Origin of the sequence: Bradyrhizobium sp. 521_C7_N1_3 (genome assembly GCF_052075975.1) — a bacterium.
Lineage (GTDB): Bacteria > Pseudomonadota > Alphaproteobacteria > Rhizobiales > Xanthobacteraceae > Bradyrhizobium > Bradyrhizobium japonicum.
Genome location: NZ_CP197232.1, coordinates 5573241 through 5585731, shown reverse-complemented (window position 1 = coordinate 5585731; position 12491 = coordinate 5573241). Strand labels below are relative to the sequence as shown.

15 protein-coding genes are annotated in these 12491 nt (G+C 65.4%); 10 read left to right on the top strand and 5 right to left on the bottom strand.

Annotated features, from left to right (window positions below):
- Positions 1-8: 8 nt before the first annotated feature.
- Together AB7008_RS25985 and dusB are read right to left on the bottom strand one after the other, a co-directional pair.
- Positions 9-1184, bottom strand: coding sequence for a two-component system sensor histidine kinase NtrB (locus tag AB7008_RS25985; RefSeq protein ID WP_014495336.1), 1176 nt, complete (start codon positions 1182-1184; stop codon positions 9-11).
- Complete coding sequence (gene dusB / locus AB7008_RS25980; RefSeq protein WP_304489776.1) at positions 1181-2182, bottom strand: tRNA dihydrouridine synthase DusB; 1002 nt, start codon at positions 2180-2182, stop codon at positions 1181-1183. The genes AB7008_RS25985 and dusB overlap by 4 nt, the downstream gene beginning before the upstream one ends.
- A 281-nt stretch (positions 2183-2463) precedes the next feature.
- Between dusB and AB7008_RS25975 the strand changes: the two genes are divergently transcribed.
- Positions 2464-3645 carry a bifunctional 2-C-methyl-D-erythritol 4-phosphate cytidylyltransferase/2-C-methyl-D-erythritol 2,4-cyclodiphosphate synthase gene (locus AB7008_RS25975; protein WP_028161430.1) on the top strand — a complete coding sequence of 394 codons (1182 nt, stop codon included), beginning with the start codon at positions 2464-2466 and terminating at the stop codon, positions 3643-3645.
- A 3-nt stretch (positions 3646-3648) separates the two neighbouring features.
- Positions 3649-4260 (top strand): CinA family protein, encoded by a 612-nt coding sequence (locus AB7008_RS25970; protein WP_028161429.1) that lies wholly within the window; start codon positions 3649-3651, stop codon positions 4258-4260.
- Positions 4261-4328: 68 nt separating this feature from the next.
- Here AB7008_RS25970 and AB7008_RS25965 read toward each other — a convergent pair whose 3' ends face one another.
- Positions 4329-4508, bottom strand: coding sequence for a hypothetical protein (locus AB7008_RS25965; RefSeq protein ID WP_014495340.1), 180 nt, complete (start codon positions 4506-4508; stop codon positions 4329-4331).
- Between the two features lie 164 nt (positions 4509-4672).
- Here AB7008_RS25965 and AB7008_RS25960 point away from each other — a divergent pair, with 164 nt between their 5' ends.
- From AB7008_RS25960 to AB7008_RS25930, 7 genes are read left to right on the top strand one after another with little or no spacing between them, the layout of a single operon-like run.
- On the top strand, positions 4673-4915 hold the full coding sequence (locus tag AB7008_RS25960) for a hypothetical protein (protein ID WP_152621321.1): 243 nt from the start codon (positions 4673-4675) through the stop codon (positions 4913-4915).
- Between the two features lie 58 nt (positions 4916-4973).
- Complete coding sequence (locus AB7008_RS25955; RefSeq protein ID WP_212451464.1) at positions 4974-5681, top strand: c-type cytochrome; 708 nt, start codon at positions 4974-4976, stop codon at positions 5679-5681.
- 8 nt (positions 5682-5689) lie between these two features.
- A complete protein-coding gene (locus tag AB7008_RS25950; protein ID WP_304489775.1) occupies positions 5690-6946 on the top strand; it encodes a cytochrome c in 1257 nt (418 codons plus the stop codon).
- A gap of 19 nt (positions 6947-6965) precedes the next feature.
- Entirely contained in the window at positions 6966-7142 is a 177-nt protein-coding gene (locus AB7008_RS25945) for a hypothetical protein (protein ID WP_028147568.1), read from the top strand.
- Entirely contained in the window at positions 7139-7702 is a 564-nt protein-coding gene (locus AB7008_RS25940; RefSeq protein WP_304489774.1) for a cytochrome C oxidase subunit II, read from the top strand. The genes AB7008_RS25945 and AB7008_RS25940 overlap by 4 nt, the downstream gene beginning before the upstream one ends.
- The gene (locus tag AB7008_RS25935) at positions 7689-9311 is read left to right on the top strand and encodes a b(o/a)3-type cytochrome-c oxidase subunit 1 (protein ID WP_441259745.1); all 1623 of its coding nucleotides are present in this window, start codon (positions 7689-7691) and stop codon (positions 9309-9311) included. The genes AB7008_RS25940 and AB7008_RS25935 overlap by 14 nt, the downstream gene beginning before the upstream one ends.
- Positions 9311-10126 (top strand): c-type cytochrome, encoded by an 816-nt coding sequence (locus AB7008_RS25930; RefSeq protein WP_248883291.1) that lies wholly within the window; start codon positions 9311-9313, stop codon positions 10124-10126. Before AB7008_RS25935 ends, AB7008_RS25930 begins: the two co-directional genes overlap by 1 nt.
- Positions 10127-10236: 110 nt before the next feature.
- Here AB7008_RS25930 and AB7008_RS25925 read toward each other — a convergent pair whose 3' ends face one another.
- Positions 10237-10707: a type II toxin-antitoxin system RatA family toxin gene (locus AB7008_RS25925; protein ID WP_014495347.1), complete on the bottom strand. Its 471-nt coding sequence runs from the start codon at positions 10705-10707 to the stop codon at positions 10237-10239.
- A gap of 6 nt (positions 10708-10713) precedes the next feature.
- On the bottom strand, positions 10714-11670 hold the full coding sequence (lipA, locus tag AB7008_RS25920) for a lipoyl synthase (RefSeq protein ID WP_014495348.1): 957 nt from the start codon (positions 11668-11670) through the stop codon (positions 10714-10716).
- Positions 11671-11800: 130 nt separating this feature from the next.
- Between lipA and AB7008_RS25915 the strand changes: the two genes are divergently transcribed.
- Positions 11801-12403, top strand: a complete 603-nt coding sequence (locus AB7008_RS25915) for a DNA-3-methyladenine glycosylase (RefSeq protein WP_028161422.1) — start codon at positions 11801-11803, stop codon at positions 12401-12403.
- Positions 12404-12491: the final 88 nt, after the last annotated feature.

The following is a 12491-nucleotide window of genomic DNA, read 5'->3' as shown; positions in this document are numbered from 1 at the left end:
GTTAATCCTCATTTCGCCCCCTGTGACGCAGACGACGACTTCCCGGCAGAGCCGTCGCGGCTGCTTTGATCGGCATGTTTGACCGATGTGGAATACATCGGCATCAGCACGCGGAAGGTGGTCTTGCGTGGCTGAGACTCGCATTCGATGATGCCCCCGTGATCTCCGATGATCTTTGCGACCAGCGCCAGGCCAAGACCCGAGCCGGTCTGCTTGGTGGTCACGAAGGGATCGAACAGGTTGGGCAGAAGATCGTCCGGCACGCCTGGTCCGTTGTCCTTCACGCAGAACTCAAGCGGCAGCGATACACGGGATTTTTGACCGGGGACTGACAGGCGCACGCCGGGACGGAACGCCGTGGTGAGCTGGATCTCGGCGTCGGGGACGTCGATCAGCGCTTCGGCGGCGTTCTTCACGAGGTTGAGGAACACCTGGACGAGCTGATCCTGGTTCGCCAGGACCGGCGGCAGCGAGGGATCATAATCTTCGATGAAGCGGATGTTGCGGGCAAAGCCCGACTGCGCCAGTCGCTTCACGTGGTCGAGCACGGAATGGATGTTGACGGGACCGCGCACCACGGGGCGCTCGTCGCCGAACACCTCCATGCGGTCGACCAGCGTCACGATGCGGTCGGCCTCGTCGCAGATCAGCCGCGTCAGCATGCGGTCCTCGGACGAGGCCTGCTGCTCCAGCAGCTGCGCCGCGCCGCGGATGCCGGAGAGCGGATTCTTGATCTCATGCGCGAGCATGGCGGCTAGCGCGATCACCGAGCGCGCGGCGCTGCGATGGGTGAGCTGGCGGTCCATCTTGTCGGCGATGGAGCGCTCCTGGAGCATCACCACGATATGGCCGGGCCGCTCCGTCAGAGGAGCGACATGCAGATCGACCTGGCGGTCGCCGCCCATGCGCGGCGTGCCCAGATCGACCTTGTATTCGTTGACCGGCGAGTTGGACGAACGAACCTGGTCGATCAGCGCCAGCAAGGGGCTGCCGAATGGGACCAGCTCTTTCAGCGACTGCCGTTTCAGGAATTGCGTCGAGATGTCGAAGAAGGCTTCGGTCGCGATGTTGGCGGCGACGATCTTGCCGTCCGGCCCGATCATGAGCACGGGATTGGGCAGCGCATCCAGGATCGCATCGCTCTCGGACGGAAGCGGCCGGCGATGGTCAGCGGCTGAGCTCATGCAGCAGCGCTCCATGCGAAATCGTCGAAGGCATCTTGCAGCGACTGGTGGACGAGGCGCGGATCCTCGGAGGTGAGGATCTTCTGGCGCCAAGCTTTCAGCTTCTCGGCCGGCGCACGGCTCACATCGGCCGCGATGTCGAGCGCCCAGCCGAGATGTTTGCGTGCGTGCCGGAGGCCGATGCGCAGGCCGTAGAGCGCGCAGACGCCTTCATAGAGCGTACGGACATAATGCAGCTGGGTCTCGAGCGACGGCGCGGCTTCGACCGCCCCGCCCTTCAGACGGCGGCCGATCTCGCCGGGCAACCAAGGTTGCCCCTGCGCGCCGCGGCCGATCATCACGGCATCGGCACCGGAGGCCTCCAACGCCGCGAGCGCCTTCTCGTAAGTGGTGATGTCGCCATTGACGACGAGCGGAATGGAGATCGCTTCGCGCACCGCGCGGATCGCATCCCAATCGGCCTCGCCCTTGTAAAACTGACAGCGGGTGCGGCCGTGCACGGTGACGAGCTTGATGCCGGCGGCTTCCGCACGCCGCGCCAATTCCGGCGCGTTGCGGGTGTGATCGTCCCAGCCGAGCCGCATCTTCAGGGTCACCGGCACCTTCACCGCGGCGATCGTCGCATCGATCAGGCTGACGGCATGATCGAGATCGCGCATCAGGGCGGAGCCGGACTGGCCGCCGGTGACGTGCCGGGCCGGACAGCCCATGTTGATGTCGATGATGTCGGCGCCTCCGGCTTCGGCGATCCGGGCCCCCTCGGCCATCCAATGCGCCTCGCAGCCGGCGAGCTGGACCACATGAGGCCCGATCCCGGTCGCTTCGCAGCGCAACCGAGACATCTTGTGGCCGTTCGCGAGCTCATCGCTGGCGGTCATTTCGGACACGACCAGACCGGCCCCAAGCTCGGCGGCAAGCCGGCGGACGGGCGAGTCGGTGACCCCCGACATCGGCGCCAGGAAGACCGGGGTGGCGACCTCGATATCGCCAATTTTCAACGGCTTAGAGCCTGATACTGCCGAGCCGGTCACAGGGGTCTCGTTGCGTAGGCAGGGCCTCATCGCGCCTGCCATGACCTATCTTGCGCACAATTCTTGTGCAGTCAAGCGTCATGCCTACAGTTTAGACAGTTCTGCAAATCTTTCAAGTGCAGTGCAGCAAAATGCTGTTTCCCACAATCCGGGGAAACCCCTTTTTTTGCGGGCCTGCCGTGCTAGAGGCATGCGGCAATCACCGCTCTCCCCGACTCTCTTCATCACCAACTGAGTATTTGAGTCCTATGGCGAAATCACAGCGCACCGCAGTCGTCCTCGTCGCGGCCGGACGCGGCCTGCGGGCTGGCGCGGGTGGCCCCAAGCAATATCGCGAGATCGGCGGCGTGCCCGTGATCTATCGCGCCATGGAAGCCTTCAGCCGCCACCCCGACGTGTTCGCCGTGCAGCCGGTGGTGAACCCCGACGACAGCGCCATGTTCACGGCAGCGGTCGCAGGTCTCAGCCACGAGCCGCCGACCAATGGCGGCGCGACGCGGCAGGCCTCCGTGCTCGCAGGGCTCGAAGCACTCGCCAGGCATAAGCCCGATATCGTGCTCATCCACGACGCCGCGCGCCCCTTTGTCTCGGCAGGCGTGATCTCGCGCGCAATCGAGGCGGCGAGCCGCACCGGCGCTGCGCTCCCCGTGGTTGCCGTCACCGACACCATCAAGGTCACCGGCGAGAGCGGCAATGTCGAGGACACGCCGGACCGCGCAGCCTTGCGAATCGCGCAGACGCCGCAATCCTTTCGTTTCGACGTCATCCTCGAGGCGCATCGTCGCGCGGCGAAGGACGGGCGCAGCGATTTCACCGACGATGCCGCGATTGCCGAATGGGCAGGATTGACGGTCGCAACCTTTGAAGGCGATGTTGCCAATATGAAGCTCACCACTCCCGAGGATTTCGTGCGCGAGGAAGCGCGCCTGGCCAGCCTGCTCGGCGACATCAGGACCGGCACCGGCTATGACGTGCACGCCTTCGGCGAAGGCGACCACGTGATGATCTGTGGCGTGCGGGTGCCGCACACCAAAGGCTTCCTCGCCCATTCCGACGGCGATGTCGGCCTGCATGCGCTGGTCGACGCCATCCTCGGCGCCCTCGCCGACGGCGATATCGGCTCGCACTTTCCGCCGAGCGATGCGAAATGGAAGGGGGCTTCCTCCGACCAGTTCCTGAAATACGCCATCGAGCGCGTTGCCCAGCGCGGCGGCCGCGTCGCCAACCTCGAGGTGACGATGATCTGCGAGCGGCCGAAGATCGGCCCCTTGCGCGACACCATGCGCGCCCGCATCGCCGAGATCTCCGGGGTCGACATCTCCCGCGTCGCGGTGAAGGCGACCACCAGCGAGCGGCTCGGCTTCACCGGCCGCGAGGAAGGCATCGCGGCCACCGCGAGCGCCACCATCCGCCTGCCCTGGAGCGTCTAGGTCATGGGCGGCAGCGACGCACGCGCCCTCTCCCGCTCGCTGCTCGATCTGTGCCGGATGCGCAAGTTGACGATTGCCACCGCCGAGTCCTGCACCGGCGGCCTGGTTGCCGGCGCGCTGACCGATATTCCTGGCTCCTCCGACGTGATCGACCGCGGCTTCGTCACTTATTCCAATGACGCCAAGCGTGCGATGTTGGGCGTCGAGGCGAGCACGCTCGCGAATTTCGGTGCCGTCAGCAAGGAGACCGCAACCGCGATGGCGGTCGGCGCTCTGGAGCGTGCCGGCGTCGATCTCGCCGTTGCCATCACCGGTATCGCCGGCCCCGGCGGCGCCACGCCCGGCAAGCCGGTCGGTCTCGTGCATTTTGCGGTTGCCGCGCGCGACGGCCGCATCGTCCACCGCGAGCATCGCTTTGGCGCGATCGGTCGGACCGCCGTGCGCCAGCGCTCGGTGGTCGAGGCATTGCGCATGTTGATGGATCTCGCCCGCGGCCCGAAGGCCCAGCCCAAGCCCCGGCGCGCGGCCGCGGCAACCCGCCTGCGGCCTCGCGTGACCCGCTCGCCGCGCCGGCATGCGGTGAAGCGCAGGACGCCGCGGTCACCGCGCGGCTAGAGACACGTCATGCCGCCGCCAGCAGCGCGCTCGGCGCAAAGGAGCCGAATCGGTTCCGCGACATCCAATTATTGTTCCTGGCGCTTCGTCCGACAAATGACAGGGAGCTTCTGCTCAATCGCCTTCGCCAGCACCGTGCCGCTGGTCCGGCCGAGCTCTTTCGCTATCAGCGCAATCGGCTTGGTGCCTGCCAGGACCTTCAGCCTGCCAAGGTCTTCTTCGCTCCATGCCTGCTTCCAGCGTGCCATCTCCCCGATCCCGCGACAAAGCGCCCGCGCCCGACTCGGATTGTAGTCGAACCCTTCGCAAAGGGCAGAGCTCGTGGTGCGCCGTTTGCGGCAAGGGGTGTTGCGTCAGCGCGCTGCGTTTTGGCACAAACTGCACTTGTCGCCCGATCAGAAGATGCACTCTGATGGAAAGTCGTCTGCCGGCCCAAGCGGCAGAACATCCGCGCGCGCGAACGGATTCCACATTGCCGCGCTTCCCGCTCGTGGAGCAAAGCTCGGGCGGAATACGCCGCGAGATCGCAGCGTTTTGTCCAGTTTTCAAAAAGCACGCAATTCTTGTCGAATTCGAGCAGGATCGCAAATGTGCAACCGCGACCAAGCGTCGTCGCTCATGTCCGATCTTGCGCGCGACTGTATTGGCGCAATAATGCGGCTCTACGCTGTGGCCAGGAATCAACCCGGTCCTGCTTTCTGGAGGGCGGCGGCGTGTTCGCTCGCGACACTGCACTGGCAATCGCCATTGCCACCTTGGCCGCCATTGATGGTACGGCCGCACAAACGGCCAACCAGCCGCCGGATACGATGGCGGCGCGGGTGGAGGCGTGCACGCCCTGTCACGGCAACAAGGGCGAAGGCACCAGCGACGTCTATTTCCCGCGGCTTGCCGGCAAGCCGGCCGGCTATCTCTACAACCAGCTCCTCGCCTTCCGCAGTGGCCGGCGCAAATACCCGCCGATGAACTATCTGCTGGAGTTTCTGCCTGATCCGTATCTGGAGGCGATGGCCGAATATTTCGCCAGCGAGCATCCGCCGCTGCCGCAGCCCGCGCCGAGCGAAGTCAGCAAGGAGGTGCTGGCGCAAGGCGAGCTGCTCGCGACCAGCGGCGATGCCGGTCGTAACATACCGGCGTGCGTGAGCTGTCACGGGCCGGGCCTCACCGGCATGCAGCCCGGCATTCCCGGTCTGCTGGGCTTGCGCGCCGCTTACGTCAGCGCGCAGCTCGGCGCCTGGCGCTACGGCACGCGAACGGCAAAATCGCCTGACTGCATGCAGCTCGTGGCCGGCCATCTGACGGAAGCAGATGTTACCGCCGTTGCGGCCTGGCTCGCGACGCGGCCGGCGCCCGCCAACCCGGCCCCCGTCCCGAAGGGCACCTACGCGCTGCCGTTCGGCTGCGGCAGCCAGCCCAACTAACGAGGCGCATGATGGGCTCAAGACTGTCGATCACGCTGCTATCGATCAAACTCCTGGCCTTCGCCGTGCTCACCACGGCCGCGCAGGCCCAGGACAAGAGCAGCGATGTCATCGCGCGCGGCGAATATCTCGCCCGCGCCGGCGATTGCACGGCCTGCCATACTGCGGCCGAGGGCCGGCTGTTTGCCGGCGGGCGCCCGATGCCGACCCCATTCGGAACGATCTACACCTCCAACATCACGCCCGATCCGGAGACCGGCATCGGCAAGTGGAGCGCGGACGATTTCTACAGAACAATGCACAACGGCCGTTTCCCGGATGGGGGGCTGATCTATCCGGCGATGCCGTTCGCGTCCTATACCAAGGTAACGCGTGCCGACAGCGACGCGATCTTCGCCTACCTGCGCTCGATTCAGCCGGTCAACCAGAAGAACAAGCCGCACGAGCTGCGCTTTCCCTATGACAACCGCCAGCTCATCCTGGGCTGGCGCACGCTGTTCTTCCGCGAGGGTGAATTCAAGCCCGACCCCACCAAGTCGGCGGAATGGAATCGCGGCGCCTATCTGGTCGAAGGGCTCGGTCATTGCGGCATGTGCCATTCGCCGATCAACGCGCTCGGCGGCACCTCGCAATCGGACGCCTTCAAGGGCGGCCTGATCCCGATGCAGAACTGGTACGCGCCGTCCCTCACCTCCAACCGTGAGGCGGGTCTCGGCGACTGGAGCATCAAGGACATCACCGATCTGCTCCAGACCGGCGTCTCCATGCGCGGCGTGGTCTACGGCCCGATGGCCGAGGTCGTGCACAACAGCCTGCAATATCTCAACGACGAGGACACGCGCGCCATGGCGGTGTACCTCAAGGGAATCGCGGAGCCCTCGCCTCCGCCGGCGCCGAGCTCGGCGCTGCCGACCACCGAGAGCAGCCTGCTGATCAGCCTCGGCAAGACCGTCTACGACAAGAATTGTGCGAGCTGTCATGGCACCCAGGGCGAAGGCAAGCCGCCGCACTGGCCGCCGCTCGCCAACAACCAGTCGATCGAGATGCAGTCGGCGGTCAATCCGATCCGCATGGTGCTCAATGGCGGTTATCCGCCGGGCACCAAGGGCAATCCGATGCCCTACGGCATGCCGCCCTTCGCCGGCCTGCTCTCGGACAACGAGGTCGCGGCCGTCGTCTCCTACATCCGCACCGCCTGGGGCAATCGCGGTACGCCGGTCTCGGCGCGCGACGCCAACGAGCTGCGCTCCGCACCGCTGAACTGAGAGGCGCCAGAGAACCATCATGATCAATTCCGATCCGCCGACCAGCCCAGCCGCCGCCGACCAGGCCGTCGAGGAGGTCGTTGCCCGGGGACCGTCAGGCGCGATCATGCTTGCCGGCATCGCAACGGCCTGCGTGGTCGCGATGTGGCTCGCGTTCTATCTGTTCGTCTTCCTGCCGCGCGGATCACTGCAATGAGCGCAGAGGACACCCATGGCAGCGCCGAGGTCGCCGCCCGCGTCGAGCGACGCTGGGCCACCATCGCCGTGATCATCATCGTGATGATGGCGCTGCTGGCGGCGTTCGCCGGCATCCATCGCGCGACCATGCCGCAGCCGCGCGTCGAAACCACCGATCCATCGCGGATTCATCTCTCCGGCGAGTTCGTCGAGAGCAATCTCGGCAGCGTGCTTGAGGCCAACGGCAATGTGACGGTGCGCGCGATCGGCCAGCAATATTCCTTCACGCCGGCCTGCATCGTTGTGCCCGCAGACACGCCGATCACCATGCGCGCCACCAGCGCCGACGTCGTCCACGGCATGCTGATCCAGGGGACTAACATCAACACCATGCTGGTGCCGGGCTATATTTCCGAGCAGCTGATGCGCTTTACGAGGACCGGCGACTATCTGATGCCCTGCCAGGAGTTTTGCTCCTTCGGCCACGAGGGCATGTGGGGCAAGGTCAAGGTGATCGACAAGACCGAATTCGCCGATCGCGCGAAGGGTGGCGGGAGGCTGAACTGTGTTGGCCAATAGGAAGCTCATCCTCGCCCATTTCTGGCTGGCTTTCGGCGTGTTCGGCATCGCGCTCACGCTCGGCGCCTGGCAGATGTTCATCCGCAGCCCGATCGGCACCTGGCTGTCCAATCCCGAGCTCTATTACCGCTCGCTGACCGCGCACGGCACGGTGATGGGCTATGTCTTCCCGACGCTGGTCGCGATGGGCTTTGGCTATGCCATCAGCGAGGCCGCGCTGGAGCAGCGCCTGGTCGGCGTGCGCTGGGCCTGGACCGGGTTCTGGCTGATTGTCGCTGGCAGCATCATGGCGGTGATCCCCATCGCGCTCGGCCGCGCCTCGGTGCTCTACACCTTCTACCCGCCGCTGATCGGCAACGTCTTCTACTATCTCGGCGTCGTGCTGGTCGTGGTCGGCTCCTGGATCTGGGTCGCGCTGATGGCGATCAATCTGCGCGTCTGGCGGAAGGCCCATCCCGGCGCACCGGTGCCGCTGGCGATGTTCGCCAATGTCGCTGGCTCCTATCTGTGGGCCTGGACCGCGGTCGGCGCCGCGCTCGAGCTGCTGCTGCAGATCATCCCCGTCGCGGCGGGTCTGAAGGCCACGATCGATGCCGGCCTCGCCCGCATCTTCTTCTCCTGGACGCTGCACGCCATCGTCTATTTCTGGCTGATGCCGACCTACATCGCCTATTACACCATCGTGCCGCGCGCGATCGGCGGCCGGGTCTATTCCGACACCATGGCGCGGATCTCCTTCATCCTGTTCCTGGTGGTGGCGATGCCGATCGGCATGCACCACACCTTTGCCGATCCGATGGTGGGGGCCGGCTTCAAGTTCATCCACTCGGCCTTCACTGCGCTGGTCGCGTTGCCGACGCTGCTGACCGTGTTCACGATCTGCGCATCGGTCGAGATCGCGGCGCGCCTGCGCGGCGGCCGGGGGATGTTCGGCTGGATGAAGGCCCTGCCCTGGGACAATCCGATGATGCTGGCGCTGGCGTTCTCGTTCGTCATGCTCGGCTTCGGCGGCGCCGGCGGCCTCATCAACATGAGCTATCAACTCGATGCGTCGATCCACAACACGCAGTGGATCACCGGCCATTTCCACCTGATCTTCGGCGGCGCCATCGTGATCATGTATTTTGCGATCGCCTATGATCTGTGGCCGCATCTGACCGGGCGTGAGCTGATCGATATCCGCCTGATCCGCACCCAGCTCTGGCTGTGGTTCATCGGCATGATCATCACGACCTTCCCGTGGCACTGGGTCGGCATTTTGGGCATGCCGCGCCGCATGGCCTATTTCGACTTCGGCGATCCCGCGATCGCGCCGCAGGCGCTTTCGGTCACATTCTCGGCGATCGGCGGCTTCATCCTGCTGGCCTCCGGCATCATGTTCATCGTCATCCTGGCACGTGGCATGCGCGCGCCCCAGACTGATGCCGGGCCCTACCGCTTTGCGGTCGCGGTTCACCAGGCCACGACCGTGCCGGTCGCGCTCAACACGCATGCGCTATGGGTGGCGCTGATGATCGCGCTCACCCTCACCAATTACGGCTATCCGATCCTCAATCTGGCGCTAGGCCGGGGTACCTCGGTGCCGGCCGTTTACGTGGGAGCGCAGTGATGAGCACGCGCGACCTCTTCACCTTCAGCAATCCGCATTTCACGCGCGGCGTCGGCATCACCGCCGCGATCCTGGTTGTCACCGCAATTGCCGGCTTCATCGTGCTGCCCTTCGCGCAGCCCTGGGTGCAGTTCGCCAATGTCTGGGATGCGATCTGCAGCGCCGCCGGCGTCCCGCAGCGGGCGCCGAGCGTCACGGCGCCTGAGCAGAGCAAGCGGCTTTCGGAGGTCGTGCTGACCTCGCATACGCTGTCGCGTCCGAGCCAGGAAGCGATCGGCCGCGGCGCGACGCTGGCGCAGCGCTGCGCGATCTGCCACGGCCCGACCGGCATCAGCCGCGCGGACTCGCCCAATCTTGCCGGCCAGTACGCGGCCGTCATCTACAAGGAGCTGCACGATTTCCGTTCCGGAGCGCGCACCAATGCCGTGATGTCGCCATTCGCCGTCAATCTGACGGACCAGGAGATCGCCGATCTCTCGAACTATTACGCCTATCTGCCGCGGCCGGCAGCCTATCACCCGACGCCGCAGCTGCCGAAACCGAGCATCGTCATCTACGGCGCGCCGATGCGCGGGATCGCGCCCTGCGGCTCCTGCCATGGCAGCCTCGACAACAAGACCGGCAGTCCGTGGCTCGAAGGCCAGTCCGAGGCTTATATGAAGGCGCAGCTCCAGGCCTTCGCATCCGGCGAGCGGCGCAACGACATCAGCCAGCAGATGCGCAACATCGCCCGCGCGATGACGCCGCAGGAGATCGAGCAGGCCGCGGCGTATTATGCCTCGCAGCCGCCGGATGTGGTGAAGGCGGTGGATTGAGCCTCACTGTCATTGCGAGCGCAGCGAAGCAATCCAGAACCCCTCCGCGGAAAGATCTTGGATTGCTTCGTCGCAAGGGCTTCTCGCAATGACGGCGGAGAGAGTACGCCTTAGGACGACGCCAGCTTCGGCCGGCCGTAGATCGCATCCGCCCGTTTCTCGAATGCGATGGAGAAGCGCGCGAACGCTGCATCGAACATCGAGCCCATCAGCATCGCCAGCATGCGGCTCTTGAACTCGTAGGCGAGGAAGAATCCGACGTCGCAGACGCCCTCACCCTTGGGCTCGAAGGTCCAGCGGTTCTCGAGGTTGCTGAACGGGCCTTGCAGATATTCGACCAGGATGTTCAGATTGGCGCGGTCGAGCGTCACGCGGCTGGTGAAGGACTCCTTGACCAGCTTGAACGACACCGTCATGTCGGCGACCAGCACCTCGGTGCCGTCGGGTTTGGCCATCCGCTGGCGGACCTTGAGCGCGCTGCACAGCGGCACGAACTCCGGGTAGCGCTCGACGTCGGCGACCAGATCAAACATCTCGGACGCGCTGTGATGGACACGGCGCTTGCTCGAAAATTTGGGCATGGCGGTTCAGCGGGCAGTCGCGGCCCGTGCGGCCTTCAGTCTCGCAAAGTCCTCGCCGGCATGATGCGACGAACGGGTGAGCGGGCTCGCCGACACCATCAGGAAACCCTTGGTGTAGGCGACCTTCTCGTAGGACGAAAACTCGTCGGGCGGCACATAGCGCATCACGGCGTGGTGCTTCCGGGTCGGCTGGAGATATTGCCCGATGGTCAGGAAGTCGACGTCGGCAGAGCGCAGATCGTCCATCACCTGCTGCACCTCGTGGCGCTCCTCGCCGAGGCCGACCATGATGCCGGACTTGGTGAAGATGGTGGGATCGAGCTCCTTGACCCGCTGCAACAGCCGGATCGAGTGGAAGTAGCGCGCACCGGGCCGCACCGTGAGGTAACGCGACGGCACGGTCTCGAGATTGTGGTTGAACACGTCGGGCCTCGCCGCGACGACGATCTCCAGCGCGCCCTCCTTGCGCAGGAAGTCCGGCGTCAGGATCTCGATCGTGGTCGAGGGGCATGCGGCGCGGATCGCGCGGATGGTCTCTGCAAAATGCTCGGCGCCGCCATCGGCCAGATCGTCGCGGTCGACGGAGGTGATGACGACGTGGGCCAGCCCCAGCTTGGCGACGGCTTCGGCGACGTTCCCCGGCTCGGCCGCATCCAGCGCATTGGGCATGCCGGTCTTGACGTTGCAGAACGCGCAGGCACGGGTGCAGGTATCCCCCATGATCATGAAGGTCGCGTGCTTCTTGTCCCAGCACTCGCCGATGTTCGGGCAGCCCGCCTCCTCGCACACCGTGTGCAGGCCGTTGGCGCGCACGATGTTGCGGGTGTCGGCATAGCCGCGGGTATTAGGCGCGCGCACGCGGATCCAGTCCGGCTTCGGCGGCGAAGCGGAATCAGGGCGATTCACCTTTTCAGGGTGGCGGGGGCGCAACGGGTTCGAGATGGTGTCGACAATAACGACCATGGGCTGTCCGGTCTGTTCAGGTCCTACCTAGTCGGTCTGGCTGCCTGCCGCAACCCGGCTCGCGCCGCCTCAGGGAACATGGCAGATATGGGCAATATCCTGCTCTGTTCTCAGGCGATTCTCACCTCGAATGGCTCCAACCTCGAAAGCCTCACCACCGCGGCTCGGCAAAGCCCTGAAGCGTGCCTTTTTCGGCCGCAGCGTCCACGAGGTCGCGCCCGATTTGATCGGGGCCACCATGCTGGTCAACGGCGTCGGCGGCCTGATCGTCGAGGTCGAGGCCTATCATCATACCGAGCCGGCGGCGCACTCCTACAATGGCCCGACGCCGCGGAACCAAATCATGTTTGGCCCGCCCGGCTTTGCCTATGTCTACCGCTCCTACGGCATCCACTGGTGCGTGAACTTCGTCTGCGAGGAGGAAGGCTCCGCGAGCGCCGTGCTGATCCGCGCACTGGAGCCGACGCATGGCCTGGCGGCGATGCGCCGCCGCCGCCATCTCCAGGAGGTGCACACGCTGTGCTCGGGCCCCGGCAAGCTGACCGAGGCGCTGGGCATCACCATCGCGCACAACGCCCTGCCGTTGGACCGGCCGCCGATCGCGCTGCATGCGCGGACAGAGGAGGTCGAGGTGGTGGCCGGCATCCGGATCGGCATCACCAAGGCCGTCGAGCTGCCTTGGCGCTATGGCGTCAAGGGCTCGAAGTTCTTGAGCAAGCCGTTTCCGAAGTAATCATCGTCATTCCGGGATGGTCCGAAGGACCAGACCCGGAATCTTGAGATTCCGGGTTCGATGCTCCGCATCGCCCCGGACTGACGAT